Raw genomic sequence first — 26,586 nt, 5'->3', positions numbered from 1 at the left:
AATTCATTGAGTATCGCTTCCAGTTCTACTTGAGTTGTTCTGCCATTTTTCTTGGATCATCTTCTGCTGCCAGCACATCCGCTACTCGATCGGGTATGGTCAGTAGCTCATCACGAACAACCCTCTCCGCCTTAAACGCATCCTGCACCTGTAACGTAGCCAAACGAATGGCAAAGACCGCATCAATACAATTACTCTATAATGCTGTTTGAAATTATTGCAGACACCATTTCGAAATTGGTGAATATGAACAGTAAGAGTTAAATGATTAAACATGGAATTTCCAAGCTCACTTCCTACCCTTCACCAAAAGTTTATTGAACAGTGCCTGCCAAAGCTGGCAAATGACACGAGGATTGTGGGTATTGCTGTTTCAGGCTCATATGCTGATAACTCACTAGATATTTATAGCGATATAGACCTACTTATTGCCGTAGAACCAGAGGAGTTCGGAGCAATAATGAATGATCGCTTATCCATTATTTCAAATTTAGGCGAAATGGCTGCCGGCTTTACCGGCGAGCATGTGGGCAAACCTAGGAGCCTGACCGAGAATAGCGCCCGTAGCGAGGATGGTAGAAAATTGAAGATGAAGATTCTGTTTTGTGAAGTGAATATTGGTGCTATTTGCTGAATAAAGCAGAATTTTCAGACCAATTTACTACCACCGCAGTAGGGCAACCTATTCTCGGTCAGCCTCCTAGAGTCATGATTACACTCTATGGTCCTGACGTTCTTCACGCTGACTTTACACGCATGCTCTCAAACCATTAATCGCAGTCTGAATAAGCAACGATTTTTGCTGACTGTACTTTTTGATAAGCAAAAAAAAGCAGCGTTTATAAACACTGCTTTTTTTGTGCACCTTATGTAAGGTCAGACGCTGCTAAGAGGCAGCCCTGAAATTACAGAGGGCGGATTTCTTCAGCCTGAGGACCTTTCTGGCCTTGAGTTACTTTGAACTCAACGCGCTGGCCTTCAGCCAGAGACTTGAAGCCGTCGCCTGTGATTTGACGGAAGTGAGCGAACACGTCTGGACCGCCATTGTCCTGAGCGATGAAGCCAAAACCTTTCTCGTCGTTAAACCACTTAACAGTACCGGTAGTAGTAGACATAGTCATACCCTGATTATCTATAATAAATTTCACCTCACCGAATGCCAATCACACCAGTGAATAGCCACGGAGGGCGGTTGTGCTAGAAGTTTATTATTGATTATGAAGAGCATGGCGAGTAACTACACTCGAACCATCAAAACTTTGCATAAAAAATAAGTCACACTTTTAACGTGAGCTTATTATACAGAGTATTTTCCACATGGCTATGCGCAGTTACATTGAATTACTAAGTTAAATCAATAAATCGACATTTTTTTCCTCTAAGCCTGCTCTAGCAGTACGATTGCCCCACATATTTCAGCTTTTCACACCCATGATGTGCTGCCAATGGGTGGTATAACCGGGGCTCAATAGCTGCTGATTCATGTGCCAATTCTGTTGCTCAAACCCAACCGATGCCGGTCGCAGTATTTGCCGCCCGTAACGACGATTAATGGCATCCAGAACCGACATCATCGGGCGATTGTCTGGCAAAGCATCCATATTCAGTAAATCCCCCTGAAAACCCTGCACCTTACAAAGATCCATCAATATAAACCCGGCTTTTTTGTATTCGTAACCTTCGCAGAACATGGCATCCAGTGCCGCCGGCAGTTGCCTGAGCCATATGCCGGTTTCACTGGTAGGCTCCGGCACCTGCAGACGAATACTGCGACCAGTTTGTGACAGTGATTGGTTAAAAGGGTCCGTGCGGATAAAGACAATGGCTTCCCGGGCAAACTGTTTCTGATTCCGCAGTTTTTCGCAAGCGTGGGAGATATAACAGGCCAGTGCGGCGTGCAACTCTTGTTTTGTGGTCACTCGTTTGCCAAAACTCCGGGAGCAGAGAATCTGATGCTTGTTCACTACCCCTCCTTCTTCCCAGGGTAAGCAGCTTTCACCCTGAAGTTCGCAAACCGTTCGCTCCAATACCACAGAAAACTGTTTTTTAATCCATTGCCGGTTGCTGTTGGCTAATTGGCCTGCTGTGTGTATGCCATGAGCCTCGAGCTTTCTGCCAATTCGGCGGCCAACGCCCCAAACCTCGCCAACCGGCGTAATGGCCATTAATCGCTTTTGTCGCTCCGGATTGGTCAGATCCACCGCACCACCGGTAGCCGGGTATTTTTTCGCCGCGTAGTTGGCCAGTTTGGCCAGGGTTTTAGTGGTGGAAATGCCCACGCCAATGGGTAAGCCCGTCCAACGAAAAACCCGTTGTTTCATTTCCTGCCCAATGGACTCTAGCTGTTCTGGTGGAAAGCCACTCAAATCCGCAAACGCCTCATCGATGGAATACACTTCCAACGTCGGCGTAAATTGTTCCAGTACCGACATAAACCGGGAAGACATATCGCCATACAGAGCGTAATTGGAACTGCGTAGAATAATCTCACCCCGCGCCACCTGCTCTCGTACTTTAAACGCCGGCGTCCCCATGGCAACGCCCAACACCTTCAGCTGAGGAGTCCGTGCCACAATGCAGCCATCATTATTACTTAACACGCCCAGTGCTTTATTCAACAGAGCTGGATTGAACACCTGCTCGCAGGAACAGTAAAACGAGTTCGCATCACAAAGGGCAATCACGGGTTTCATCGCAGATGGTGAATCACTTCAGTGACCACGCCCCACACATTCAAACTCTGTTCATTGTTCAGTTTGATCGGAGGATAGTCGGGATGTTCAGAGTGCAGCCGGGGTTTGCCATTGCGGTAAACCAGACGTTTCACAATCAGCTCACCATCCAGCAACGTGAGGATGACATCACCATCACCCGGCGTGAGGGAACGATCAATAATCAGAATATCGCCATCAAAAATACCGGCACCCTCCATGGAACACCCTTGGGCCCGGGCAAAGAAGGTGGCGGCGGGATGGCGAATTAACAACTGATCCAGAGACAGAGTATCCTGTAGATAATCCGCCGCCGGGCTGGTAAAGCCACAGGCGGCCGGGCTCTGGTAAAACGGGTACTTCAGAGTCGCTTTGGAAATAATCGGGGCTGGCTTCATGCCACACTCACAAATACTGTATTTATATACAGTATAAATACAGTCTGCACATTTTGCTATCCCCGTTCAGGAAACAAAATCATGCCTGAGCTGACTGATTCTGTTTTATCCTCTGCCGGAATGACGATTTTTCATGGTATTCCAGTCCTCGGGAACTTAGAATACGCATCTACTCTCAAACAACACTCAGAAGGCGTTTCAGAAATAGATTTCTCTATTCTCGGGCAGCCTTCCCGTTGTTTATGCGTCAACCCCGAGGAAACTCCCCATTGTTATTTTCCGATCTGGAACTCCATGAGCGAGTGCAAAAAGCACTGGCTATATCCGGTTTTACTGAAGCGACCCCGGTTCAGGAACAAACCCTGCCCCTGATATTAACAGGGAAAGACCTGATGGTGAGCGCAGAAACGGGCAGCGGCAAAACCGCGGCCTTTTTGCTGCCCATGATTCACCATATGCACACCCAGACCTCCCCTAAAACCAGCACCCGCGCCCTGATTCTGGTGCCGACCCGGGAGCTTGGGCTTCAGGTACTGAAAGAGTGCGAATCGCTGGCTCGTTATACCTATATAAAAGCAGGCTTGATTGTGGGCGGCGAAGACTACCGTCATCAAGTCAATACACTGCGCAAGAATCCGGAAATCCTGATTGCTACGCCGGGCCGGCTGATCGAACACATCAACAACAGCAACCACGACTTCCGCGATCTGGAATACCTGATTCTCGACGAAGCAGACCGCATGCTGGACATGGGCTTTGGCCCGGATGTGTTAACCATCGTGGCCGAGTGCAACGCTGAGCGACAAACCCTGCTGTTCTCCGCCACGCTGGAAGGCAAAAGCCTGGCAAATATCGCCGGCGAAGTATTGCAGGAACCTACCCGCCTGGTGCTGAATTCGGTGCGGGAAAAACACGCCAACATCCACCAGCAGATTGTGTTGTCCGACGACACTGCTCATAAAGAAAAGCTGCTGATCTGGCTGCTGAAAAACGAAACTTACGACAAAGCGCTGGTATTCACCAATACCCGGGCAAGAGCGGAAGAGTTTGTTGGCAAGATCCGGGTAAAAGGTTTTCGGGTAGGCATGCTCCACGGTGAAATGGATCAGCGTGAACGCAAACATGTGATGACCCTGCTGAAAGAAGGCAAGATCAACATCTTGATTGCTACGGATGTGGCCGCTCGCGGTCTGGACATCAAAGGCATTGATCTGGTCATCAATCTCGAAATGTCACGCAATGGCGACGACTATGTGCACCGTATTGGCCGCACCGGCCGTGCCGGAAAACAAGGACTGGCGATTTCGCTGATTGGTCCGGATGAGTGGAATCGCATGTCCGCCACCGAGCGATATCTTCGTTTGCGTTTTGAACTGCGAACCATCAAAGAACTGGCTGGCAGTTATAAAGGCCCGAAAAAAGTCAAAGCCTCTGGCAAAGCTGCAGGTAAAAAGAAAAAGGCGGGGAAAAAGTCGGACGCGAAAAACAGCGCAGAAAAACAGCGCCATCGCGATAAAAAGAATATCGGCAAACGTCGTACGTCTTCCGCCGACAAGCCTGTGAATGACAAAGCTGTGAGCAAGTCTGAAAAACGACCTGAAAAAAGATCCGAAACAAAAACTGACATTATCAAAGACGCTGGCTTCGCCCCCGTTAAACGCAGGAAATAAATCGTCCCATGAGTAAAGCAACTGCTACTACCAATGTTGACTTCTCCACTCTTGGATTAGACGACACACTTCTTAAAGCTGTTCAGGAAGCGGGCTATAAAAAGCCAACCCCCGTTCAGGCCAAAGCCATTCCTATGGCGCTCACTGGTCGGGACATGATGGCTTCGGCTCAAACCGGCACCGGTAAAACCGCCAGTTTCACCCTGCCGATTCTGCAGCGTCTGTCGCAAATGAAAGCCAGCAACGCAGTGCGCGCATTAGTTCTGGTTCCTACTCGCGAGTTAGCACTGCAAGTATTTGAAAGCTTTCAAACCTACGGCAAGCACTCTGAGCTGAAAACCGTTGCGGTATTCGGCGGTGTCGATATTGAAGACCAGCTGACTGCCCTGAGCAAAGGTGCCGATATTCTGGTGGCCACACCGGGGCGTCTGGCGGACATGATCAACCGCAAACACATCGAGCTAACCAATCTGCGCATTCTGGTGTTGGACGAAGCGGATCGTATGTTGGATCTCGGCTTTAAAGACGACATTGAACGTATTCTTAAAAATGCGCCGGTGAAACGACAAAACCTGTTGTTCTCTGCCACCTTCTCCAAAGACATCAAACAGCTGGCCCATGATTTCATGCGTCATCCGGTGAAGGTTGAGATTGAAAACCCGAACTCTGCAGCAAAAACCGTTAAGCAATCGTTCTACCCGGTGGACCAGCCCGACAAACCTGAAATTCTCAGCTACCTGATCAATGGTGGGAAATTTAAGAAAGCACTCGTGTTTGTGCGCACCAAAAAAGCGGCTAACCGCATTGCCGAGCTGCTCGAAGAAGACGGCATTAATGCCCAGCCGATTCACAGTGACATCAACCAGTATCAACGGGTTCGCACACTGGAAGATTTTAAAGACGGCTACTTTGACGTACTGGTTGCTACGGACGTTGCCGCCCGTGGACTGGACATTGAACAGTTGCCGCTGGTCGTTAACTTTGATTTACCAAAGGTGCCTCAGGATTATGTACACCGCATTGGTCGTACAGGCCGTGCGGGGCAGCCGGGTCGAGCCATCGCCCTGATCAACCCTGAAGAGAAAAAACATCTATTACCAAGCCTGCAAAAACTGCTCAATCGCCCCATTGAGATTGAGCCACTGCCTTACTTTGAAGACGGTGAGGTACGCCCGAACGAATCAGAAACCCCTGCCGCCAAACCACGCAACAGAGGCAGAAAACCTGACCCAAAAGCGAAAAAACCTGCTATAAAAAAATACGCCGGTAAAACAATGGGCAAACGTGGAGGCAGCAAACCGGCAACGGGTGCTGCTCGTGGAGCCAGAAGACCGTCTGCGCCTTCCGGCTCTAAACGTAAGTCTTGAGTTTTAAAGAGTGCCAGATGTGCACTGTTAGACCGAAGCCGCTGCGGACGTTCTTTGTGTTAAAGGAATACTTTCGCCGGCTTTGAACGGTGATGCTTGTTGTGACCTTAATGCTTGAGGTTTAGCCCCTGCGAATGGAGGTTTTTTACCGGCTGCTGCATCAGCAGTATGTTTTACTGATGACGGACCACAACAATATTTAGCCGCTTTATATAAACCCACAGTGGAGAGCCCCAGCAAAAATATCACACCGCCAGCTACCCCTATTTTATCTATCACTGACAAGCCGCCGCATTCACAACTGGTCGCACTATCAGGTAATCCTTGAGCGTCAGTGATATTTTGTGGAGACCAAGCCGGTCCGGGTTTTCCAATTAGACCAGGAGGTCCCATCAAACCGGGTGCACCCATTTCTCCTTTGGTACCGTTAAGCCCGGGAGGTCCAGCATCGCCTTTCATCCCATCCGTACCATTTTTCCCCATACTCCCGGATAAACCCATAGCGCCCGTCTCTCCCTTATTCCCTTTTTCACCTCTGGCCCCCATCGCCCCAGTGTCGCCCTTACGTCCTGGTGAACCGTCCAATCCCGGTAGACCTTTACGTCCATTTAAACCCCGCTTTCCTTTTGGCCCGGCCTGTCCCGAAGCACCATCCAGCCCTGATATTCCTTTATCCCCCTTAGCGCCTGCCGTTCCTTTAGCGCCGATTCCTCCCTGCATACCTTTTTCGCCTTTGGAACCCTTAATAGCATTTTTCTGAAGGGCTCTTTCTCCCGGCTCTCCTTTTAGACCTGGTGCTCCCGTCATACCGACCAGCCCCTGCACGCCTTGATCACCCTTGACACCAGAATGTCCTCGCTGACCTTGAATCCCTCTTTGACCTCGGGAGCCCTTATTACCCTTCTCGCCTTGAGGGCCGGTAATATTCATTGCCGTTATAGCCTTTTTTATCTCTTCTTTAAACGCACTCACGGGATGTCTATACCCTCTGGGGCCTGCAGGCCCCTGGTCGCCTTTATTCCCTTTAGGCCCCCAGGCACCAATTGTCCCCGTCCGCCCCCTCTGGCCTTTCTCTCCTTGTAGCCCAGGCTCGCCCTTTTCTCCCCTCTCACCAACAAGGCATGGGTCAATATCATCTTTAGACTTGCTACAGATGCGATTATTGTCATCGCCCTCCTGAGCCGAAACACCAACAAGCCTATTTAGAAAAACAAGCACGCCACCAAGACCAGAAATACTATAATTGCCCCCTCCAGCCCCTGAGATACCTTTTTTAGTGCCCTTCGATACTGGGGGAATATCTTCCAAATGGTCAAAGAATTTATTAACAGTCATATCTCTACCATCTAAATTCTCTGCCCAGTAATCCTCATAACTGGCCAACCTTGCTATCAACCCAGGGCTGGAAAAAAAATCCTGCAATAACTGCCTGGATTCACCATCTTGAAATGCATTTACATGGTTCAAAAACCGATCAACCGTATCTCCATGCACACACTGTACATTTTGTCGCTTCGACTGACTAACTGGCTCAATACTCTGATTACTGTAACTATCGGAGCTCTGCTTAAGCCCATCGATAGCTTCATCAATCGCTTCCAAAGAAAAAACCGGCCCATGGCCCAATTCCTCTTTTAATAGATTCATCGCTGTAAAGGTGGATTTGAGATCACCATCACTGAAAACTTTAAATAGCCGCTCACCGACAGTCTGTTCCTGAGCAGTCAACCTCTCTGAGGGCCGGGTATGGGTATTTGAGGGTAGGTGTGGGTGGTTGTTATTGTCGTGAGTAGAGTGGGGTATCTGGTTACCCTGAGATGCTTCGGAAAATTCAACAAGCCTGCCTCTATGCAAAACACCTTCTGTATTCTGCTTGTTCCTGAGTTCATTGCCTGACGAATTGAAATTCATAGATGTGGAAACGGAAACGGGTAAAGCTGAGTGCTGCACGCCAATATTCATTCTAATACTTCTCCTTATATATGCTTCATAATTATTACTCTAAATTAGTTGAATTTTTGGGCGTGAGAGACGTCAGTGATATACTTTTTCTTACTATTAGTGAGATTGACCGTATCTTTTTCTTTAAGAGAAATGGGCACCCTTGTATTAATTTGAATAACCATGGTCGTTGATAATGGAAGATGTCATTGAAGAATTGCGTGAACGCGCTCTGGATGTATCCGTACCACTGGAGTTGCCGGATGAAGACCTGCTGATAGAAGTGGAAGAGCAGCTTCTCGTTCCCCTTCCCTATGAGCTCAGAGAATTTCTGCTGCAGGTCAGCGATGTCATTTATGGTTCCATTGAACCGGTCACTGTGACCGATCCCCAATCCCACACTTACCTGCCAGAAGTGGCTGCCAATGCCTGGGCCGAAGGCCTGCCTCGGGAACTGATTCCGGTTTGTGAAAGCAACGGTGAATATTACGGCATCTCTGAAGAAGGCGAAGTGGTTCGCTGGGCGGATGGTGAAGTCACAGACGACAGCTGGCCTTCACTCTGGCTGTGGGTCAGGGATGTGTGGATGGAGAGCTAACGGCGACCATGAAAAAAACCCTGATCATTATGGCCATGGAAGCCGAGGCCAGGCCGGTTATTGAAAAACTGGGCCTGAAACCCGTCGCAGACCAGCAAAACCTGAATGGTGGCTTTCCACGTTACCGAGGCGGATTCAACGACCATGCCATTATGCTTTCCCTTAACGGCAAGTGCCCTGTGCATCAGGTTGACCGGATTGGCACGGAGTACGCCGCATTAAATACGCAGTCTGCTATTTTGGCCTTCCAACCCAGCCTGATTATTAATGCCGGCACCTGCGGTGCGTTTGCCCGAGATGCGAACATTGCCGATATCATCACCTCCAATCAGCCCGTGGTTTACCACGACCACCGGGTCGCACTGGAAGGTTTCGACAGGTTTGCTGAAGGCCACTACCCAACGGCATATCACCCCGAGTATTTTGCCGGCATTCCTCACAAGCTGGGCGTTGTGACCACGGGCAACTCACTGGATATGCCGGAAATCGATGAACAACGCATCATCGCCAATAAAGGCATGGCGAAAGAGATGGAATGCGCAGCCATTGCTTCCGTTGCTGCGCTTTACGACATTGAGTTTCTGCCCATCAAATCCGTCACCGACCATATTGATGTCGAGGTAGATAATGCTGAGCAATTTCTGCAGAACTTGCAGCAAGCCAGTCAACGGCTCAGCGAGGTTCTGCCGGCAGTGTTAAACAATATTCAATGATGTGTGGCGGCTTTTAGGCCGCTGCCAATCTGACTACGGGTCGATCATCAATTGGAAAGTGAATCAAACCGGCAAGGAATGCCAACACAACCGTTGACCACCAGATCGGCTCATAGGAACCCGTAAAGTCATAAATACGTCCACCCGCCCAGGCGCCCAGAAAGCTGCCCACCTGATGGGTAAAGAACACCAGGCCATAGAGTGTCGACATATAGCGTGAGCCAAAAATCTGTCGCACCAAACCAGACGTCAGTGGCACCGTACCCAACCAACAGAAACCAATGGCTGCACCAAAAATCGCTGCGGTATTCACCGTCACCGGCAACGTCACAAAAGCACCGATGACCGCGGTACGAAGGAAGTACAGAGCAGACATCACATGCCGTTTGCTGAAACGGTCACCCATGACGCCCCAGAAATAAGACCCAAAAATATTGAAGATGCCGACATACGCCAATGCCATGGCAGCGCTGGAGGCTGGCAGGTGCATATCCGCCAGATAACTTGGCAAGTGGGTGGCAATAAACATCACATGGAAACCACACACAAAAAATCCTGCATGAATCAGCCAATACCCTTTGTGGGAAAAGGCTTCTTTCAGGGCTTGTTTCAAGGTTTGTTCCGGTTGATTGTCTACTGTCGTCTGAGCACCCTTTTTTGATGTGTTCATAAACAGGGCAAAAGCCACCATCACGGAGCACAACAGGGCGAAGACCATTAACGCCTGCTGCCAGCCAAAATCACTGATCAGATACTGAGCACCGGGAATCATGGCAAACATGCCGAAAGAACCAGCGGCGGTGGTCAAACCAAAGGCTTTTGCTGCGTGTTGAGCAGGCACCACTTTCGCTACAGCGCCCAACACAATCACATAACTGGTGGCGCTCAAACCAAGACCAACGAGCACACCTAACGAGAGATAAAGCATCCCGGCGGCGGTGGCAATAGACGTCAGATACAACCCAAGTGCGTAAGCAATGGCACCGGCAAAGATAATCCGTTTAGCCCCAAAGCGATCCGCCGCCATACCGACAAACGGTTGAAATACGCCAAAGAGTAAGTTCTGCAACGCAATGGCAAAACTGAAAAACTCCCGCCCTGTACCAAAATGCTCCGACACCGGCATCATAAAAATACCAAACGATTGTCGAATACCCAGACAAATAATCAGAATGCCTATCCCCAGCCAGACCAGCGGTGGAAATCGAAAAATGCTCATGGGGAATCAGTGTCCGTGGTGTAAATGAGATTGAGAAGATGCAGACATGTCAGTGCTTTGATGACGAGCACTTTGATGACAACCCGCATCCACAGCCTGACCAGCCAGTAGATCAATCAACCCCGGCGTGCTGTGCACAAAAAATAACGTGATCGCCAGCACCAGAGTCATACGCCCCAGTTGGGCTCGAAGGGATTGGGAGTTCATGGTGGGAAATGGCCGGCACATAAAAGGCGCGCAGTGTATCTGCTCACTTTTAAGCCAGCCATTGGTATTTATCTCAATTTATATCAACGAAGCTTGAAGCCCTTACTGTCGAGAAACGCTTTCATATGAGGTCGTGACTTTTTGCCCAGCAATTCTGGCATATCTTCCGACCAGGCTCGGTTTAACTGGCCATGGGTCCGACGCTGATAATAATCCCGCATCACCTCATCGTACTCAGCGATCAGCTCTGGATTTACCGGCTGATAATGCTCCTCCATCAATACCGCGTCCAAAGGCAGCCTTGGTTTGCATTCTGGATCTTGATCCGGGTATCCAAGGCAAAGCCCAAACACCGGGTAGACATGCTCGGGCAACGCCAGCAGCTCACTGACCGGCTCTGGGTTGTTACGTAATCCACCAATATAACAAATCCCCAAACCCTCCGATTCCGCGGCCACCACCACGTTCTGGGCAAATAGGGCAACATCCACCGTAGCGATAATAAAATGCTCGGTCATGCCTTCCGCCATGGGTGTGCCAGACTGCTCACAGCACCAGCCGGAACGATTCAAATCGGCACAGAACACCAGAAACTCTGCCGCCTCTTCAACGTAAGCCTGCCCTCCGGCATGCTTCGCCATAGCCGCTCTGGTTTCCGGATTGCGAACCCGGATGACACTAACGCCCTGAAGATTACTGGAGGTGGCGGCGCTCTGCCCTGAACGAATCAAAGCCTTCAGCAAATCGGGCTCAATGGGCTGATTGGTGAACTTGCGAATAGAGCGGTGGGATTGAAGAAGTTCAATTACATTCTGCATCATGGCAATCACAGGGTTCCGGTCTTTATTGTTGGCTCTATCATAGCAGCACCCCGATTTTTCAGGCACTGTCAAATCTGCTACTATCCGTCAGCTAACACCCGCTCCGGATTTACGATCCGGCTGGCAGTAAAGGACAATAAAGACAATGCAATCACTTCAAAACGACGCACCCACTGTGGTTTGCGCCCTCTACAAATTCGTCACCCTGAACGATTATAAAGACCTCCGTGAACCACTGTTAAGAGCCATGGAAGCCAACCATGTGCGCGGCACCCTGTTGCTGGCGGAAGAAGGCATTAATGGCACCGTGGCTGGCAATCGCGATGGGATTGATGCTCTGCTGAACTGGCTCAATCAAGACCAGCGCCTTAACCCTATCGAGTGTAAAGAATCCCTCAGCGATGAAATGCCGTTCAAGCGCACCAAGGTGAAGCTGAAAAAAGAGATTGTTACCCTGGGCGTTGAAGGCATCGACCCGAAAGAAGTGGTGGGCACCTATGTGAACGCCACAGACTGGAACGCTCTGATCAGCGATCCGGATGTGGTGGTGGTGGATACCCGCAACGACTACGAAGTACAGGTAGGTACCTTTAAACACGCCCTTAACCCAAACACGGAATCCTTCCGTGAATTTCCGGAATACGTGGATGAACACCTGAATCCGGAAAAACATAAAAAGGTCGCCATGTTTTGCACCGGCGGTATTCGTTGCGAAAAATCCACCGCGCTATTGAAGCAAAAAGGGTTTGACGAGGTGTACCACCTGAAAGGCGGTATTCTCAAATATCTCGAAGAGGTGCCTGCAGAGGAATCTCTCTGGGAAGGCGAATGTTTTGTGTTTGATGACCGGGTCACCGTTAACCATAATTTGGAGCCCGGTTCATACGATCAATGCAACGCCTGCCGTTTACCCATCACCGAAGACGACAAACGCAGCGAAAAATTCCAGCAGGGTGTCAGCTGCCCACACTGCTACGACAAACTCACCGACAAACAACGGGCCCGTTTTCAGGAGCGGGAACGGCAGATGAACCTCGCTAAAGCCCGTGGTGAAGCGCATATGGGTGGTGATGCTTTAAAAACAGTGGAACAACGTCGTTTAAGAAAATCGGAAGAACGTAAAAGGCAGCAGGAAAAACACCGAGAGGAAAAATCGGCCAGCTAGGCTATTGTGTTGTAGAGAGTTCATCTATGGAGGAGTCCGCCATGGAACTACAACACCCTGAGCAACTTAGCCCGTTTGTTCTGTTGAGCATTGTGAATGAAAAACTCCGGCTGACCTGCAGTTCGCTGAGTGAGCTGGAAGAAGAAATGGATATGAGTGCACAATCCATCGAAGAGAAGCTGCACAAAATCCAGTTTCATTACCAGAGCATGAACAACCAGTTTGTGCATGATTAACCCTTAAATCGGCTATGCAAAATACTGCCACACCATCTTTACCGACAGCGTCCCACCTTTGACGGCATGCACAAGCAATATGGCAAATCCCAGTGTCATCAAAGGCAACAGCGGACGCTTTTCTTCCTGAAGAAAGTACCAACCAGAACCGATCACGCTGATCATGACGATCGCCTGCCGGGCATCCACCGATTCGCCTGATATCACTTCAATCACCATGGCAAAGCAACCAACAATATTCACGATCAACCATAAGGGCGAGAGCATGCCAATACTGCCCAGTATCGGCAGTTTAATCAGTGCGCCACCGGCCCAGGATTTAGGTTGCAAGTCTGATGAAAGATGAAGTGCAATACCCAGTGCAAGGCCCGCCGCAATAAACACATCACCCAACACCCAAAGCAACACGGCCGGCAGGCAGGAATGGGTGATCGCGGATCGGTGCGAAAGCCCGGGAATACGCAGATCCAGATCCGGCAGCCGAATGCCACCAATCAGCCCTGCCAAAAACAGCCAGAATGTTTCAATAAACGACAACGCAGGCCAAAATGGACAGAATTCTCTGCAAGCCATCAACACCGCCACCATAAAACAGGCCGCTAATGGCATTCCATACAACTTCATAGGCTACAAAACAGACAGCTTGATGTGGGAGGGCGACTATACCCTTTCATTAAGAAAGAACACCAGCCAACATTTTAGCTCAGCGTTGAAAACGCTCTAATTAAACGCAGAGCATTTGCAAATAAATGAACGAACAGCATACACTCCCTTCATCCATGTCACTCTATGCGTTGTTACCTGATGACCTATAAACTCAACGACAAACAACTTGAGTCAATCCAGAAGCTGCCTGACCACGAGCGTTTTGACTACTTTTTGAAAAAAGTGGCCAATTGGGAAGAGATCTGGAGCTTGCACAGCCCTGAGGGCTGGGTTGAACTCTCATCCACTGACGGCGAAGAATGTCTGCCTATCTGGCCTCATCCGGATTTCGCGGCCGCATGGGCGGTGGGCGATTGGTCAGATTGCAAACCCAAAGCCATTACACTGGATGCATGGCTCGAGCGCTGGATTCCCGGGCTGGAAAAAGACAACACCGTTCTGGCGGTTTTTCCGGTTGATGAGGAAGAAGGCATCGTTATGACACCGGCAGAACTGGCTGAGGCCATACTTGCCGAGCTTGAAAGCTGAAAGCTTCCCTTGTGCAACATCAATAAATACGTCAAATGACGTCTTTATGTCTAAGTAAATGTCTAGTGTAGCCAAGCGTTATAAGGCATACATCCCCGTTCATCCTGAGCGGAGTCGAAGGATCAAGGCACCACACTTCGACTCCGCTCAGTGTGAACGGTATGGGTATTAACGCTTCCTTGCACTAGTGACACTCCGCGTAATAGCCGTACTATCGTCGTTCCCGCGCAGGCGGGAACCTTCCTTCCAATGGACTCCTGCCTTCGAGGCTGTCGCAAAACTCCAAACATCTCGTCCCCATGCTTTTGCAACACCCTCCTTCGCGGGCGTAACCAGATGATAATCCGAATACTATGAAATAGCTTTTACGAGATGGTTACGCCCTTGGTCGTACAATATGAAGATGACAAGTAATGAGGTAAAAAACTTGAGACTTCAAAACGTTATAATGCCAACTCTGCTCCTTATCCTTAATGGTTGTGTCATGTCTGATTTTTCAAAAGAAAACAGCATAAGTGAGTCTGGTAACGACCCTAATTTCATGATCGTGAGCAATCACGATAAGGGCTTTAGTGCCTTTAACCGAAAAGTAGACGTATTTGGCATTCCTATCTATGCCGTTTACAACGTGAAGGATGACCGGCTGCTTCATGCAGCCAATGTGATGGCTCAATACTTAGATAATGATGAGGATGGCAAAGTAGATAACCCTTCCGTGCTGGATGCCATGAAAGATAACCATGCCTTTATGATCATGTGGGAAAGCCCTGATGATCTTAATGATATGGATGAACCGGAAGATGCGATAGGTCAGGATTTAGGTAACGATGAAACCATGCCAAAGTGGCATACTAACGGCCACCGTGGTCGTTTTGATGCTTCTCTGGAAGAGGTCTGGCACATCATCAGCCACGCTGGATATGCTTCAGCTTACCCTGAGGTCTTTGGTGAAACACCCGGAACACTGCTGACAAATGCGATGGATCAGGCTCGTGGAGGTCAATTTCTAACCATTCCGCCCCATTACCCTGAAAATGCATGGTATACCTATGACGATGACACCTGCGATTACAGCTGCATGGCCACAGAGTACTTCTACTGGGCGATCACTTCGTTGCTAGGGGCACAGGAAAACCGTAAGGGCGAAGTCAGCGATGAGTGGCAACTTTATACCCCAGCACTCCTGAAAGAAAAAGATTCTGCTGTGTATCGATTGCTCACAACACCTGAGTACAACCTTCCACAAACTTTACCCAATGGGGTTTATCGGCCTGTTAGCAAATGAGTTATACAAGAAAGGCGTCTGTTGACGCCTTTCTTGTAACGGATAATGCTCAGTGGTGAGCCATGTGCTGACCTTTGATGCTCTCCATCCCATGGGCTTTTACGGTCTGCTTTTCGCCATTGCTAAAGGTAATCGTGACAGGCACTTCACTGCCATTGGTAATAGGGTTGTTCAGCCCCATTAACATAACGTGGTAACCACCTGGCTTTAGCTGCACTTCCTGACCCGGCAGGATTTCCAGATTATCCACCCGCTGCATTTTCATCATGCCATCTTTTTTGGTGGTTGTGTGCAGTTCGGTTTTTTTTGCCACCGGGCTATCAATGGATTCAATAGTGACCGCTTCGTCACTGGTATTTCGAATTACCATATAAGCGGCAGAAGTCGACATCCCTGGCTTGGTCGCTCGCGCCATCACGCCAGACAACTCAATAACACCCTGTGCGTCATGGCTTCCATGACCATTCTCATGAGCCGAAGCAGACTGACCGACCAGCAATAATGCTGCGGCCATCACACCAGAAACCATTGCGTGGAACCGGGTTCTTTTTGTTTTACCTTCATGATGTCGTTTTTGCATCACTGACTTCCTCTTTGCTGGTATCCAATTCAAACAAGACAGAGTGAATGGCATCCGCCGTTTCTATTTTCAGCTCTGCCATCCATATCATGGTGTTATCTACCGTACAGAAGCTGACGCTGCTCGCCCCCATAAACGTCTTGGTGCCGATATTTGTCGGAGGCAATTCCTGAAGGACAAAGGGCATCAATCCCATGTGCATATCCCGGCCAATAAACTCCATGGTCACGTTTTCTGCTGCCAGCCCTGAGATGCTCACCGAAATATCCAGCGGCTGTGCTGCCGGCAAGCTCGGAGGGGAAATGTGCAATGTCACTTCATTGCCATCCAGAATAGCGCTGCAACCAACCACGGTTTGGCAATAACTGGTGGTTTTGACTACGGGTTTATCAGAAATATTCTGGGCATTTTTCAGGTACTTCGATACATAAAACACCGAAGCCAGCGCCACCAGAAGTATTGCAGAGATCAAAAATTGTGTTGAATGTTTTCGTACAGCTGTCATCGTTATTAGAATCAAAGATTAATTTATAGGGATGAACATTCCTTGTGCAGCAAGACTACCGAGAAGTCGCACTATTTGATAGCCATTGTCATCTGAATTTTCCGGTTTTCGATCAGGATCGAGAACAAGTGATTGAGCGGGCGCTCGCAGCGGGTATTGGTACCATTTGTGTACCGGCCACTCGATGCGCGGAGTGGCAACCGTTGCTGGATCTGATTGAACACATTAACAACACATCCACTGTTCGCTTGGTGACAGCGCTTGGCCTGCACCCTTATTTTCTTGCCGAACACCACAATAATCACCTTGTTCTTCTTGATGAGAGACTGCAGAAAAAACCGGACAGTGTTGTGGCTATCGGAGAGACTGGTCTGGATTTCTATGACCAGAAACACTGTGAGGCCAATATTAAAAAACAAATCGAACTGTTTACCGCTCATGTTCAGCTGGCCAGCCAACATCAACTACCGCTCATTATTCATGGCAGAAAGAGTCATGATCAGATTCTGAAAATTTTACGCCATCACCAACCCACCCAAGGCGGCATCATCCATGCCTTCTCTGGCAGTGAGCAGCAAGCGAACACCTATATAAACCTGGGCTTCAAGTTAGGCTTTGGTGGAGGCATCACATACCCACGGGCCAGTAAAACACGACACCTTGCAGCAACATTGCCACTGGACAGCATTGTGTTGGAAACAGATGCACCGGATATGCCGTTAAATGGTTTTCAGGGAGAGAGAAATGAGCCAGCAAGGGTTCAGAAAGTTGCAGAGGTTTTAGCAGAGTTGCGAGGCTTATCACTAAAAAAGGTGACCGAAGCCACCTCTTCTAATTGCTATGAAGTATTTAAGCTCTAGGAGCCTGTCGGACTTACCACTGACCTACTGCGAAAAAACCGGATTTGGCCATTTTTTATGCTCCTTTTCGTTGAATAGCTCGCTATTCGCCTCAAATGAGCATAAAAACTGACTCAAACCGGACTTTTTCTCGCTACGGTCGGCTAAGTCCGACAGGCTCCTAGGCTTCGACTTCAGCGTCCAGCAATTTTTTATCGCCGACTTTACCACCAATAGTAATCTTTTTTGGCTTCATGGCTTCGGGAATTTCCCGCTCAAGATCAATATGAAGCAGGCCATTATTCATAGAGGCGCCAGTTACACGTACATAGTCAGCTAATTGGAAACGTCGCTCGAAGTTACGTTCAGCAATCCCCTGATAAAGGTATTTACGTTCAGTGTCGTCTGCCTTTTTCTTACCCTGAACGACGAGAGCACCTTCACGGCTTTCTATTTCCAGCTCGTCTTCTGCGAAGCCGGCAACCGCCATGGTGATTCGGTATTCGTTGTCGTCGAGCAGTTCGATGTTGTAAGGAGGGTAACCGCCGTTCTTGGCGCTTTGCGCTTGACCGCCGTTCATGGATTCCAGCAGCTGGGCAACCCGGTCAAAACCGATGGCAGAACGATAGAGTGGAGTGAAATCAAAATCGATAGTACGCATAACCATATCCTCAAAAGAGCAATAGGTGGATAAAATCGGCTTTCCTTATTGGACAAGCCTAAGGGTCTGTTGACGTTTCGTTACGTGCTCAGCGGATCAGGGCGCTCCTATGGCTAGGCGCAGTGCCGCAGGAATGCTCATTGCCTTTCAAGGCGCTGGAACAACGGCATGGGAGCGCCCTGATCCGCCCTTCGGGTGACTCAGAAAAACGTCCCCGCTTTGTCAGGCTTGCTCGGCGTAGAATGACTACGCACTTCACAAGCCTTTCGCGCGGTTGCCGTTTTTCTGAGTCACTGAGCCTCGTAACGAAACGTCAACAGACCCTACTTTAACGGTGCTGATCAGCCCCCGTTGATATCAATATATGGACGTCTATTTGAATTCCAACCCCTGCATATGATTTTTTTGAAATTTATTATGAAAGTTCTATTTCATGGTCCAGCATGTTATCGCCATCAAACAAGTAGCGCCCTTTAAAGCGACGACCATTCAACATTTCTGGTACCCAGATAATGTCGTCTTCCCACATTTCGTCGTAAGGAATGCTGTCCAGCCCATACCAAAGAGGAATCGCTTCCTCGGTCTCTGCCGGCGTCCCCTCATAATCACGGGCAATATACGTGTGCACATGAAAGGAGAGGCCGTCGGTAAACTGGAATAAATTCTCCCCCACAAACTCTGGTGCCACCGGTGTAATGCACAACTCTTCCTGAACTTCACGAATCGCACATTCCAGTAATGTTTCACCGGGGTCCAACTTACCACCGGGGCCATTAATTTTACCGGCACCGATGCCCCGTTTTTTGCGGATCAATAGAATCTGGTCGTCTTTAATTACAAACGTCAGCGTGGCTGGAAAGGTGGGCTGCCAGTGATTCCAGTCAATATCCTGTAGTGATTGCACTTGTTATTGTCCTGTTTTTTGCTCTGTGTGTTCTGCTGTCAGGGCTGAACGGTCGGATGTGTTTTCACTGTATAGCACACCCCAGGCAAGAAGGGTGTTAATGACCGGCCTCAGAGTGAGTCCCAACGGGGTCAAACGATACTCCACCCGCGGCGGAATTTCTGGGTACACCGCTCTATTCACCAGTCCATCCGCTTCAAGGCTGCGCAACTGCAAGGTCAGCATTCGTTGAGTAATTCGAGGCATGCAGCGCTTTAATTCGCTAAAACGCATGCACTCAAAATCCAGCAGTTGATATAAAATCACTCCTTTCCATTTGCCGCCAATCACCTCTTGTGTGATTTCCACAGGGCACTTGGTTGCCAATGTGCCTTCATGGGTTTGCTTGATCTCTGCCAGAACGACCTGCTCGGACTGCACCTTGAGACTCCCTCCAGAAAAAAGGGCATAGTATACAAATGTGCCCTGGATTCAAATCCGTACACTACCTGACAAAAATGTGCTTTCTTCACAAATTATCCCGACAACACTAAACTTATTATTCGACTAGTGTTGTATATGGTCAGGACTCAAGAGAATGAACTCCGCTCTGCGCAAACAGATTATTGACGCGTTTAACTTCCGTCATGCCTGCAAAACCTTTGATGCCAACAAAAAAATCCCGGATGAAGACTTCAGCTTTATTCTGGAAGCGGCTCGACTATCCCCCAGCTCTTTCGGCTTTGAACCGTGGAAGTTTCTGGTGATACAAAATCCGGAACTGCGGGAAAAAATCAAACCCGTCAGTTGGGGAGCACAGGGCCAGCTACCAACGGCCAGCCACTTTGTGCTGATTCTCGCCCGCAAAGAAAACAGTATGCATTATGAATCCGAATACATTCTTGATCACATGCGCCACGTCAAACAGCTACCAGAAGATGTGATCGATATGATCAGTGACTTCTATCGGGACTTCCAAACCCGGGATTTTCGCCTGACAGAATCCCCCCGCGCCATGTTCGACTGGGCCAGCAAACAAACTTACATTGCTCTGGGCAATATGATGAGCGTTGCAGCCCAGATCGGCATCGATTCCTGCCCTATCGAAGGGTTCGATAAGGATAAGCTGGAACCACTTCTGGAACAGGAAAGTATTATGAATACGAAGGATTTTGGTGTCAGTGTGATGGTGGCGTTTGGTTATCGGGTGAATGAGCCATTTCCGAAAACCCGAGCGAAAGAGTCGGATATTGTTGAGTGGTATTGAATGTGTCGTATAAGCCCGAACTCTGATTAGCAATTGATCAGAGCTTGGGCTTTTATATTTCTACAGAGGCGCTGCAATAGCGCCTATTAAGTAGTTAGCCATTTGGAATCGTATAATTCTGGCCGAGTGGATAGTTGCTATGCAAGGCACAACGTAGGAAGCATAGCCATAACTATGTGACCGGAGTTGTAACGCCGCAGAGCGGCTGTCTACTCGGTCAGAAAATATGATTTCATGCGGCTAACTACTTATTAGTACTCTACTCGATAGCTCAAGCTGTAAGCACGACCTTCGGCTTTGTGTGCACTTAGACCATTATAAGTAGAGTTTGCCCACTGACTATACACTGTCTCATAGTCTTCATTCAGCAGATTGGTAATGCCCGCCTTTACAGTACCAACCGGCATGTTGAATGACGCTAACAAGTCTACCGTTGTGTAGCCATCAATATCGTAACCGGTAACTGTATTCTTAGATTTACTGTAACTCTTGCCCTTGTCATAATCTGCGAAGCTTGTTGATTGCAGACGTACATTCATATCTCCCTGACCATAAGCTACAAATGTCGTAAACTTTTCAGGTGAAACATCTGCAGCCTGAAGATCCAACCACTTTCCAGCATCTTTGTAGTAGCTTCTTCCTTCTGTAAAGGCGTAGCTTCCACCAATAGACCAATAGTCACTCAGATAAAATTCAAGCGCTCCCTCTATACCATAGATTTTTCTCTTCTGGTCCAGCAGATCGACATTATGGTCAGCGTTGAAGCTAATCGTCTTATCAGATTCATTATAAAAAGCGGAAGCACTGGCAAAAAGGCTCTCGAACTGTCCGCGCCAACCTAACTCGAAGCTATCCGTTTTAATGGCGTCCAGATTTGCATTAGATACATCAGTTCCAACAACAGCATCACTTATACCAACAAGGGGACTGCTTTCGTTAACCGCATTGCGAAGAATCCTTGAGGCGTCCGGCACTTCAAAGCCTTGTGCGTAGTTGGCAAATACTTCATTACTGCTATTCAATTTATAGACAACACCGACATTAAACAGGTTCGCGTCATACTTTCGAACATCCCCTTGAAGATCGGTAGGGTTGGTGCCTGGAGCCAAAATCGGCAAAAACCAGATTTCAGCCAGCGGCGTATAATCACTGATATCCATTGCAGCACGTTCATGCCTGAAACCGGCATTTAATACCAAATCCTGAGTAAGCTCGTAGCTGGACTGCAAATACAAACCAAACGTTGTTGTATCAACTGCTGGCCCATAGTCATACTCAGAGCCCTCTGGCACAAATGTGGTACCACCACTGTTTGCATACTCCTGAAGATCAAACAGACGCCCCTTTTGTTCACCTTTATCTAGATCGTAATCAAACCCATAGGAAACCTTGAAGGCCTCATTAATATCTGTATCAAGGTTGAGTTTAAACCCGAACACTTTTGCCGTACTGGTTGACTGGTTAACAAATAGTAAATTGTTTTTAAAAGGGTCGTTAGGGTAAGGATAAAAACGAGCCTCTCGCTCACGGTAGTAAGACTGTAATTGAAGATTGTTACCGTAAAAATCCAGATCTTTATAAACCAGATCAACTGAGTTTCTCTTACTGTACGGTTGGGTACTTAACTGCAAGCCTTTCAGAGCAGCAGGAGCATCATCAGAATCCCCCCTGTTTAATGATGACGCATTGGCTGCATAATCAGAGTCCATCTGATCATCAAAATGTTGCAACGTTGCTTCCAGTCGTTTTTCATTCGTCAGGTTATAACCAAGCTTGATCAAAGCATCTCTGGTGTCTGTATCCATACGGCTAACCTGAGCTGGGTCAGGGTTAACCCGATCGCCATCGGCATCAAACATGCCACCACGACTCTCGTAAGTACCACTTACCAAATAATCAAAATTGCCTTCACGCCCGTTGATACTTTGATTCAAGGTATACGTCGTTAAACGTCCATCAGAAATTTTAATACCACCTTCAGAAGCAAAGCGGATTTTATCGCCTTCTGGCTTACGGGTGATGATATTGATGATGCCGCCGGTTGCTCCACCACCGTAGATTGCGCTGGCACCAGAAACCACTTCAATACGCTCAATATTTTCCGGGCGAATCGTAGAAAGATGCCGGCTAATCTGACGATTATCAGCCTGTGAAATCCCATCAATCAGAATCAAGGCTTTACGTCCACGCATGCTCTGAGTTCTGTCAGTCACCGTTTGCGTACTGGGACCAAACCCTGGAATAAGCTGTTCAAGAGCATCAGCTAACTTTTGTCCCGGCTGACTCTGTTGAGCGATTTCTTCACCACTAATTACCTGAACTGTGCCGGATATATCAGAAATGCTGGATTCCGAACGGGAGGCAGTTACCACCACCTGGTCCAGTTTGGTCACTTTGACTTCTTTAGCAATTGCCAGTTGACCAAAGCCAGCCATGGAAATCGCCAGGGCTAATGGCGCTTTTTGAATCTTCATTATTATTGAGCTTCCTATGTAGTGCTTATCATTCTCATTAGATCCTTGTAATTATTCAGGGCTCGCTTCCTGCGAACCTCTTAATTTGGATGTATTAATTAACGACGTTGGATGTATTTACCGCTGAGCAGCAGCAATATGAAATAAATACCGCCGGCACCGGAAACCAGCAGTCCAGAAGGAATTTCAAACGGCGCAATCACTGTTCTGGATAGCCAGTCACTGCCCACTAGAAGGATTGAACCCATCATTGCGGTGGCTGGAATTAAATGTCGATGACTGGAAAGCCCGGTTACCCGACAGATATGAGGGGCCATCAGCCCAATAAAGGAGATACCACCCACGGCAGCCACGCTCACCGCACTGAGCAAGGCAACCATGACCAATAAAATCGCCACTGTCGCTTGTATTCGAACACCCAGCAAAGAAGGTAAGTACTCACCCAATTGGAGAATATCCAGACGACGCCACATTGCGAACAACAAAGGCAACACTGCGAGAACAGAAATAAATAGCAAATAGAAACGTTCACTGGTCACGGCATAGGTGCTACCGGATAACCAGACCAGTACCTCGCTGGATTGGTTACTGCCCAATACCAACACCATACTGATCAGCGTCGCCGCCATCGCAGAAAGGCACAATCCGGCCAGGGCAAACAATAGCGGGTTAAACCCGGTTAAACGGCTTAAACCCAGTAATAACAACAAGGCAAAACCACTTCCCATTATGGATAACAAGGTCATTTCAAGACTGCCCAACCCCGGAAATAGCACCAGTCCGAGCACTACAAATAAAACGCCGGTGGTCGTTAATCCAGAAACGTCCGGGCTGGACAGTGGGTTTCTGGTGAGGGTTTGCAACACCAACCCTGAAACCCCGAGTGCTGCGCCGGCAAAGGCCGCACTCAGCACTCTGGGCCAGCGAAGATTGATCCATTGTAAATCGAGGTTACCAAACAGACTGAATCCAAAGATCAGTAAGAACACAAAAGCTAACGCTGATAGAAATGTTACTGGAGATAAGTGGAACAATGCCTGAATGCCCGTTTCTCCCGGCGTGGTTGCCAATGCACTCACCCGTTTACGCTGAGTCAGCAAAAAAAGCATAAACGGAGCACCGACCACCGTCGTCATGACCCCAGCAGGAAAGCTGTAATGGGAATCGGAAATCAATAGAGGAATCAGCCTTGCTGCCACATCAGCAACCAACAACAGCAAAGCGCCTACCGCAGTAGATACCAGCAGCCGCAACCACACCTTCCGACAACCCAACCCCCGGGCAATATGTGGTGCAATCAAGCCGACAAAACTGATCATGCCCACCTGACTAACGACAGTGGAAGAAAGCAGCACCGCGATAAGCAGAGACAATCCAACGGTTCGACGAACATTAACACCAAGACTTTCGGCCTGCTCTGTTCCCAGCTCAATCATATCCAACCGCCGGGCAAACAGGAGCGCCAGCGCCGTTAACATACCGATAATAGGCCAACTCCGCTGAATGGGTTGATAGTCGAACTGGGATAAATTCCCCGCTCCCCAGGTATACAAACCATCCAGCCGGTTTTCATAAAACATCAGCATGCCCGCACTGAGCGCCCCCAGCGACAGCGTCATGGCCATACCAATCAGTACCAGATTGACCGGCGAATCGCTGATTGCCTGAGCCAGTCGAAATACGAGAATCGTCGTTAAAATAGCGCCACTGAAAGCGACAACGACGGGAAACTGACCAGTGAACTGAGGCAGAAAAACCGATCCAAGAACAATCGCTAACATAGCCCCGGCATTAACACCCAGCGTTGCCGGACTGGCAAATGGATTTCGCGTAGCCCCTTGAATCAATACTCCGGCAGCACCGAGGGCTGCACCGCACAACAATGCCATGAGGGTTCTGGGCAACAGCAGCCAGGTTACAATAACGTTTGCCATCTCACTATCACCGGTCACTGGTGACAACGAAAAGCCAGATAACAATTGAGGGTCTAAACCCGATGGTCCAGTTATCAGTGATACAACCACGATAGCCAGATAGAGCATTAACATCAGACAGGTGACCATTGCTGGCCTTATTATTCCGAAGTAATTCATTACACCTCCGGCGTCAGATGGTTTGCGATAGCAGCCGCCATACGGGAAGCTGACAACGGTCCGCCGAACGACCAGAGTGCAGGCAGAAAATACACACGCCCTTCCCTCACCGCCGGTAGGGACTGCCAAACGGGTGATTCTGTCATTGTCGGCAAGCTATCAGCTTCACTACCGATAATAATCAAACTGGCATCGCCAATAGTGGTCAGTTTTAGTAAATCAACATGGGTAAAATCCCTGCCCGGCAAAGCACTCTGCCAATTGTTTTTTAACTCAAGTTCACTCACCAGCGCTCCAGCCATGGAAGCATCGGCATAAACCCGTAGGCCAAGCCCCATACCAACAAATTTACCAACAACCACCGGTTGCCCCGATAAGCCCGCCTGCTCGATAGCAATACGCGCACGATCAATGGCTGTATGCATCTCCTGAATTTTTTGCTCCGCCAAAGATTCCTTCCCCACCAACTGGGCAACCCCACGGAAAACATCCTGCATACGCAAATAGTAATTCGTCAGGTCATCGGATGATGGGTACTGAGTGAACAGCACGGTTGGAGCAATGGCTTCCAGCTCAGACGCTATACGACGATGACGCCATTCATAGCCAAGTATTAAATCCGGCTTGAGAGCAGCAATGGTTTCCAGCCCTGGTTCGGTTCTAAGGCCAAGCTCTCTCACACCATCAGGAAGTTCTGGTGTATTGGACTGCCATTCTTTATAACCTTTAATGGACGTCACACCGGCAGGAACCACGCCTAAGGTGAGCAGCATTTCTGCCTGCGTCCAATTGAGAGCCGCTATTTTATGAGGTACAGCCGAATCTGCTGACACTGGCGCTATTAGCAACCAAAAGCTACAGGCAACCGTCAGAACAATGTTAAGTTTCAAAACGTCTGACATCAGGCCACTTCCCTGCTCTTCACCGACTGCAAAGTGGGTGTTGCCGGCGCTTCTCCTACCGGCAGAAACAATGGGTCTTTATGACCTTCCGGCGTAAATTGAGTGGTTGTCACACCAAATACATCCGAAATAATCTGACTGTCCAATACCTGATGGGCTTCACCATGTCGTACAATCTGGCCGCTGTTCATCAGCACGATGTCATCACTGTATTGCAGCGCTTGATTCAGATCGTGCAATATCCAGACAACAGTGGTCTTCTTCTCCTGATTTAACTGGCGCACGATCTCCAGCAATCTGAGCTGATGGGCAATGTCCAGCCAGGATGTTGGTTCATCCAACAGCAGAATGCCCGTTTCCTGAGCAAGCACCATGGCTAACCAGACTCGCTGCATCTCACCGCCGGATAAATGATCCACCAGTTCTGATGCATAGTTTTTCATGTCGACCCTGCGAATGGCTGAGCTGACCGCCTGATGATCTTCCGCTTTCATTCGTCCGAAAGGCCCTGCATGGGGATAGCGACCACAAGCGACCAGATTTTCAACGGTCATACCCAAGGGTACCGTTGAGTGCTGTGGCAATAGTGTCAGCTCTCGAGCCAAGGCTTTACGAGCCCAGGCGTGTAAAGCCTTATTGCCTAAAAGCACCGCCCCTTTTGAAGGTGAAATCAGCCCTGAAATCAATTTCAGCAATGTGCTTTTTCCTGAGCCATTTGGGCCGAGAATTGCAGTGATTTTTCCAGGTCTTATTTCAGTACTGACTGTTTTTACGATCAGTTTTTTGCCGACTTGATAACAAACCTGATCAAGACTCAGCGTCAGATTATTCATTCATTTTTCTTTTTGGATAAAGTT

Annotated in this window: 29 protein-coding genes; 11 read left to right on the top strand and 18 right to left on the bottom strand. The window is 48.7% G+C overall.

What is annotated here, in order from left to right; genetic code table 11:
* Positions 1-25: 25 nt before the first annotated feature.
* The gene (locus Q1B11_RS07640; RefSeq protein ID WP_299730071.1) at positions 26-163 is read right to left on the bottom strand and encodes a hypothetical protein; all 138 of its coding nucleotides are present in this window, start codon (positions 161-163) and stop codon (positions 26-28) included.
* Positions 164-274: 111 nt separating this feature from the next.
* Here Q1B11_RS07640 and Q1B11_RS07635 point away from each other — a divergent pair, with 111 nt between their 5' ends.
* Positions 275-634, top strand: coding sequence for a nucleotidyltransferase domain-containing protein (locus Q1B11_RS07635; protein WP_299730068.1), 360 nt, complete (start codon positions 275-277; stop codon positions 632-634).
* Positions 635-905: 271 nt separating this feature from the next.
* Here the strand turns inward: Q1B11_RS07635 and Q1B11_RS07630 are convergent, their stop codons facing one another.
* The 3 genes from Q1B11_RS07630 to umuD all read right to left on the bottom strand — a co-directional run bounded on the left by Q1B11_RS07630 (position 906) and on the right by umuD (position 3,109).
* On the bottom strand, positions 906-1,115 hold the full coding sequence (locus tag Q1B11_RS07630) for a cold-shock protein (RefSeq protein ID WP_067518620.1): 210 nt from the start codon (positions 1,113-1,115) through the stop codon (positions 906-908).
* A 300-nt stretch (positions 1,116-1,415) separates the two neighbouring features.
* Positions 1,416-2,693 (bottom strand): Y-family DNA polymerase, encoded by a 1,278-nt coding sequence (locus tag Q1B11_RS07625; protein ID WP_299730062.1) that lies wholly within the window; start codon positions 2,691-2,693, stop codon positions 1,416-1,418.
* Entirely contained in the window at positions 2,690-3,109 is a 420-nt protein-coding gene (gene umuD / locus Q1B11_RS07620; protein WP_299730059.1) for a translesion error-prone DNA polymerase V autoproteolytic subunit, read from the bottom strand. Before umuD ends, Q1B11_RS07625 begins: the two co-directional genes overlap by 4 nt.
* Positions 3,110-3,378: 269 nt before the next feature.
* Between umuD and Q1B11_RS07615 the strand changes: the two genes are divergently transcribed.
* Both Q1B11_RS07615 and Q1B11_RS07610 read left to right on the top strand, forming a co-directional pair.
* A complete protein-coding gene (locus Q1B11_RS07615; protein ID WP_299730056.1) occupies positions 3,379-4,779 on the top strand; it encodes a DEAD/DEAH box helicase in 1,401 nt (466 codons plus the stop codon).
* A gap of 8 nt (positions 4,780-4,787) precedes the next feature.
* Positions 4,788-6,146 (top strand): DEAD/DEAH box helicase, encoded by a 1,359-nt coding sequence (locus Q1B11_RS07610; protein ID WP_299730053.1) that lies wholly within the window; start codon positions 4,788-4,790, stop codon positions 6,144-6,146.
* 27 nt (positions 6,147-6,173) lie between these two features.
* On the opposite strand, the gene Q1B11_RS07605 is transcribed toward Q1B11_RS07610, so the two are convergent.
* Positions 6,174-8,108 carry a hypothetical protein gene (locus Q1B11_RS07605; RefSeq protein WP_299730050.1) on the bottom strand — a complete coding sequence of 645 codons (1,935 nt, stop codon included), beginning with the start codon at positions 8,106-8,108 and terminating at the stop codon, positions 6,174-6,176.
* A 175-nt stretch (positions 8,109-8,283) separates the two neighbouring features.
* Here Q1B11_RS07605 and Q1B11_RS07600 point away from each other — a divergent pair, with 175 nt between their 5' ends.
* Positions 8,284-8,685, top strand: a complete 402-nt coding sequence (locus tag Q1B11_RS07600) for an SMI1/KNR4 family protein (RefSeq protein WP_299730047.1) — start codon at positions 8,284-8,286, stop codon at positions 8,683-8,685.
* 8 nt (positions 8,686-8,693) lie between these two features.
* Positions 8,694-9,398 carry a hypothetical protein gene (locus Q1B11_RS07595; protein WP_299730044.1) on the top strand — a complete coding sequence of 235 codons (705 nt, stop codon included), beginning with the start codon at positions 8,694-8,696 and terminating at the stop codon, positions 9,396-9,398.
* 13 nt (positions 9,399-9,411) lie between these two features.
* On the opposite strand, the gene Q1B11_RS07590 is transcribed toward Q1B11_RS07595, so the two are convergent.
* From Q1B11_RS07590 to nfsA, 3 genes are all read right to left on the bottom strand, one after another.
* Positions 9,412-10,617, bottom strand: a complete 1,206-nt coding sequence (locus Q1B11_RS07590) for an MFS transporter (RefSeq protein ID WP_299730041.1) — start codon at positions 10,615-10,617, stop codon at positions 9,412-9,414.
* 6 nt (positions 10,618-10,623) lie between these two features.
* Positions 10,624-10,824, bottom strand: a complete 201-nt coding sequence (locus Q1B11_RS07585) for a hypothetical protein (protein ID WP_299730038.1) — start codon at positions 10,822-10,824, stop codon at positions 10,624-10,626.
* 83 nt (positions 10,825-10,907) lie between these two features.
* Complete coding sequence (nfsA, locus tag Q1B11_RS07580; RefSeq protein ID WP_299730153.1) at positions 10,908-11,642, bottom strand: oxygen-insensitive NADPH nitroreductase; 735 nt, start codon at positions 11,640-11,642, stop codon at positions 10,908-10,910.
* Between the two features lie 148 nt (positions 11,643-11,790).
* Here nfsA and Q1B11_RS07575 point away from each other — a divergent pair, with 148 nt between their 5' ends.
* Both Q1B11_RS07575 and Q1B11_RS07570 read left to right on the top strand, forming a co-directional pair.
* A complete protein-coding gene (locus tag Q1B11_RS07575) occupies positions 11,791-12,810 on the top strand; it encodes a rhodanese-related sulfurtransferase (protein ID WP_299730035.1) in 1,020 nt (339 codons plus the stop codon).
* 41 nt (positions 12,811-12,851) lie between these two features.
* Positions 12,852-13,046 carry a DUF4250 domain-containing protein gene (locus Q1B11_RS07570; RefSeq protein ID WP_299730032.1) on the top strand — a complete coding sequence of 65 codons (195 nt, stop codon included), beginning with the start codon at positions 12,852-12,854 and terminating at the stop codon, positions 13,044-13,046.
* Positions 13,047-13,058: 12 nt separating this feature from the next.
* Here the strand turns inward: Q1B11_RS07570 and Q1B11_RS07565 are convergent, their stop codons facing one another.
* A complete protein-coding gene (locus Q1B11_RS07565) occupies positions 13,059-13,670 on the bottom strand; it encodes a hypothetical protein (protein ID WP_299730029.1) in 612 nt (203 codons plus the stop codon).
* 180 nt (positions 13,671-13,850) lie between these two features.
* On the opposite strand from Q1B11_RS07565, the gene Q1B11_RS07560 reads away from it, so the two are divergent.
* Both Q1B11_RS07560 and Q1B11_RS07555 read left to right on the top strand, forming a co-directional pair.
* Positions 13,851-14,240, top strand: coding sequence for a DUF2750 domain-containing protein (locus tag Q1B11_RS07560; RefSeq protein ID WP_067519665.1), 390 nt, complete (start codon positions 13,851-13,853; stop codon positions 14,238-14,240).
* A gap of 484 nt (positions 14,241-14,724) precedes the next feature.
* On the top strand, positions 14,725-15,525 hold the full coding sequence (locus tag Q1B11_RS07555; RefSeq protein ID WP_299730022.1) for a hypothetical protein: 801 nt from the start codon (positions 14,725-14,727) through the stop codon (positions 15,523-15,525).
* 49 nt (positions 15,526-15,574) lie between these two features.
* Here Q1B11_RS07555 and Q1B11_RS07550 read toward each other — a convergent pair whose 3' ends face one another.
* On the bottom strand, positions 15,575-16,105 hold the full coding sequence (locus tag Q1B11_RS07550; protein WP_299730019.1) for a copper chaperone PCu(A)C: 531 nt from the start codon (positions 16,103-16,105) through the stop codon (positions 15,575-15,577).
* Complete coding sequence (locus tag Q1B11_RS07545; RefSeq protein WP_299730016.1) at positions 16,086-16,610, bottom strand: hypothetical protein; 525 nt, start codon at positions 16,608-16,610, stop codon at positions 16,086-16,088. Before Q1B11_RS07545 ends, Q1B11_RS07550 begins: the two co-directional genes overlap by 20 nt.
* A 44-nt stretch (positions 16,611-16,654) precedes the next feature.
* Here Q1B11_RS07545 and Q1B11_RS07540 point away from each other — a divergent pair, with 44 nt between their 5' ends.
* Positions 16,655-17,470 (top strand): TatD family hydrolase, encoded by an 816-nt coding sequence (locus Q1B11_RS07540; RefSeq protein WP_299730013.1) that lies wholly within the window; start codon positions 16,655-16,657, stop codon positions 17,468-17,470.
* A 160-nt stretch (positions 17,471-17,630) separates the two neighbouring features.
* Here Q1B11_RS07540 and Q1B11_RS07535 read toward each other — a convergent pair whose 3' ends face one another.
* The 3 genes from Q1B11_RS07535 to Q1B11_RS07525 all read right to left on the bottom strand — a co-directional run bounded on the left by Q1B11_RS07535 (position 17,631) and on the right by Q1B11_RS07525 (position 19,434).
* Positions 17,631-18,110: an Hsp20 family protein gene (locus Q1B11_RS07535; protein WP_299730010.1), complete on the bottom strand. Its 480-nt coding sequence runs from the start codon at positions 18,108-18,110 to the stop codon at positions 17,631-17,633.
* Between the two features lie 415 nt (positions 18,111-18,525).
* Entirely contained in the window at positions 18,526-19,014 is a 489-nt protein-coding gene (locus Q1B11_RS07530) for an 8-oxo-dGTP diphosphatase (RefSeq protein WP_299730007.1), read from the bottom strand.
* Positions 19,015-19,017: 3 nt separating this feature from the next.
* Positions 19,018-19,434: a helix-turn-helix domain-containing protein gene (locus Q1B11_RS07525; RefSeq protein ID WP_299730004.1), complete on the bottom strand. Its 417-nt coding sequence runs from the start codon at positions 19,432-19,434 to the stop codon at positions 19,018-19,020.
* 157 nt (positions 19,435-19,591) lie between these two features.
* Between Q1B11_RS07525 and Q1B11_RS07520 the strand changes: the two genes are divergently transcribed.
* Positions 19,592-20,260: an NAD(P)H-dependent oxidoreductase gene (locus tag Q1B11_RS07520; protein WP_299730001.1), complete on the top strand. Its 669-nt coding sequence runs from the start codon at positions 19,592-19,594 to the stop codon at positions 20,258-20,260.
* A gap of 251 nt (positions 20,261-20,511) precedes the next feature.
* Here the strand turns inward: Q1B11_RS07520 and Q1B11_RS07515 are convergent, their stop codons facing one another.
* The 4 genes from Q1B11_RS07515 to Q1B11_RS07500 all read right to left on the bottom strand — a co-directional run bounded on the left by Q1B11_RS07515 (position 20,512) and on the right by Q1B11_RS07500 (position 26,562).
* A complete protein-coding gene (locus Q1B11_RS07515) occupies positions 20,512-22,734 on the bottom strand; it encodes a TonB-dependent receptor (protein ID WP_299729998.1) in 2,223 nt (740 codons plus the stop codon).
* A gap of 98 nt (positions 22,735-22,832) precedes the next feature.
* Positions 22,833-24,827, bottom strand: a complete 1,995-nt coding sequence (locus tag Q1B11_RS07510) for an iron ABC transporter permease (RefSeq protein WP_299729995.1) — start codon at positions 24,825-24,827, stop codon at positions 22,833-22,835.
* Positions 24,827-25,729, bottom strand: a complete 903-nt coding sequence (locus tag Q1B11_RS07505; protein ID WP_299729992.1) for an iron-siderophore ABC transporter substrate-binding protein — start codon at positions 25,727-25,729, stop codon at positions 24,827-24,829. The genes Q1B11_RS07510 and Q1B11_RS07505 overlap by 1 nt, the downstream gene beginning before the upstream one ends.
* A complete protein-coding gene (locus Q1B11_RS07500; RefSeq protein WP_299729989.1) occupies positions 25,729-26,562 on the bottom strand; it encodes an ABC transporter ATP-binding protein in 834 nt (277 codons plus the stop codon). Before Q1B11_RS07500 ends, Q1B11_RS07505 begins: the two co-directional genes overlap by 1 nt.
* Positions 26,563-26,586: the final 24 nt, after the last annotated feature.

Source organism: uncultured Endozoicomonas sp., assembly GCF_947495845.1.
Classification (GTDB): Bacteria; Pseudomonadota; Gammaproteobacteria; order Pseudomonadales; family Endozoicomonadaceae; genus Endozoicomonas.
This window is presented reverse-complemented; position numbering and strand designations above follow the sequence as displayed.

Coding starts and splice junctions, on each gene's coding strand:
- Q1B11_RS07560 (WP_067519665.1), top strand. CDS start 13,851: ATGACCTATAAACTCAACGACAAACAACTTGAGTCAATCCAGAAGCTG.
- Q1B11_RS07510 (WP_299729995.1), bottom strand. CDS start 24,827: ATGAATTACTTCGGAATAATAAGGCCAGCAATGGTCACCTGTCTGATG.
- Q1B11_RS07625 (WP_299730062.1), bottom strand. CDS start 2,693: ATGAAACCCGTGATTGCCCTTTGTGATGCGAACTCGTTTTACTGTTCC.
- Q1B11_RS07505 (WP_299729992.1), bottom strand. CDS start 25,729: ATGTCAGACGTTTTGAAACTTAACATTGTTCTGACGGTTGCCTGTAGC.
- Q1B11_RS07550 (WP_299730019.1), bottom strand. CDS start 16,105: ATGCAAAAACGACATCATGAAGGTAAAACAAAAAGAACCCGGTTCCAC.
- Q1B11_RS07595 (WP_299730044.1), top strand. CDS start 8,694: ATGAAAAAAACCCTGATCATTATGGCCATGGAAGCCGAGGCCAGGCCG.
- Q1B11_RS07635 (WP_299730068.1), top strand. CDS start 275: ATGGAATTTCCAAGCTCACTTCCTACCCTTCACCAAAAGTTTATTGAA.
- Q1B11_RS07570 (WP_299730032.1), top strand. CDS start 12,852: ATGGAACTACAACACCCTGAGCAACTTAGCCCGTTTGTTCTGTTGAGC.
- Q1B11_RS07515 (WP_299729998.1), bottom strand. CDS start 22,734: ATGAAGATTCAAAAAGCGCCATTAGCCCTGGCGATTTCCATGGCTGGC.
- Q1B11_RS07545 (WP_299730016.1), bottom strand. CDS start 16,610: ATGACAGCTGTACGAAAACATTCAACACAATTTTTGATCTCTGCAATA.
- Q1B11_RS07500 (WP_299729989.1), bottom strand. CDS start 26,562: ATGAATAATCTGACGCTGAGTCTTGATCAGGTTTGTTATCAAGTCGGC.
- Q1B11_RS07605 (WP_299730050.1), bottom strand. CDS start 8,108: ATGAATATTGGCGTGCAGCACTCAGCTTTACCCGTTTCCGTTTCCACA.
- Q1B11_RS07520 (WP_299730001.1), top strand. CDS start 19,592: ATGAACTCCGCTCTGCGCAAACAGATTATTGACGCGTTTAACTTCCGT.
- Q1B11_RS07585 (WP_299730038.1), bottom strand. CDS start 10,824: ATGAACTCCCAATCCCTTCGAGCCCAACTGGGGCGTATGACTCTGGTG.
- Q1B11_RS07610 (WP_299730053.1), top strand. CDS start 4,788: ATGAGTAAAGCAACTGCTACTACCAATGTTGACTTCTCCACTCTTGGA.
- Q1B11_RS07590 (WP_299730041.1), bottom strand. CDS start 10,617: ATGAGCATTTTTCGATTTCCACCGCTGGTCTGGCTGGGGATAGGCATT.
- umuD (WP_299730059.1), bottom strand. CDS start 3,109: ATGAAGCCAGCCCCGATTATTTCCAAAGCGACTCTGAAGTACCCGTTT.
- Q1B11_RS07565 (WP_299730029.1), bottom strand. CDS start 13,670: ATGAAGTTGTATGGAATGCCATTAGCGGCCTGTTTTATGGTGGCGGTG.
- Q1B11_RS07575 (WP_299730035.1), top strand. CDS start 11,791: ATGCAATCACTTCAAAACGACGCACCCACTGTGGTTTGCGCCCTCTAC.
- Q1B11_RS07535 (WP_299730010.1), bottom strand. CDS start 18,110: ATGCGTACTATCGATTTTGATTTCACTCCACTCTATCGTTCTGCCATC.
- nfsA (WP_299730153.1), bottom strand. CDS start 11,642: ATGCAGAATGTAATTGAACTTCTTCAATCCCACCGCTCTATTCGCAAG.
- Q1B11_RS07600 (WP_299730047.1), top strand. CDS start 8,284: ATGGAAGATGTCATTGAAGAATTGCGTGAACGCGCTCTGGATGTATCC.
- Q1B11_RS07630 (WP_067518620.1), bottom strand. CDS start 1,115: ATGTCTACTACTACCGGTACTGTTAAGTGGTTTAACGACGAGAAAGGT.
- Q1B11_RS07555 (WP_299730022.1), top strand. CDS start 14,725: ATGTCTGATTTTTCAAAAGAAAACAGCATAAGTGAGTCTGGTAACGAC.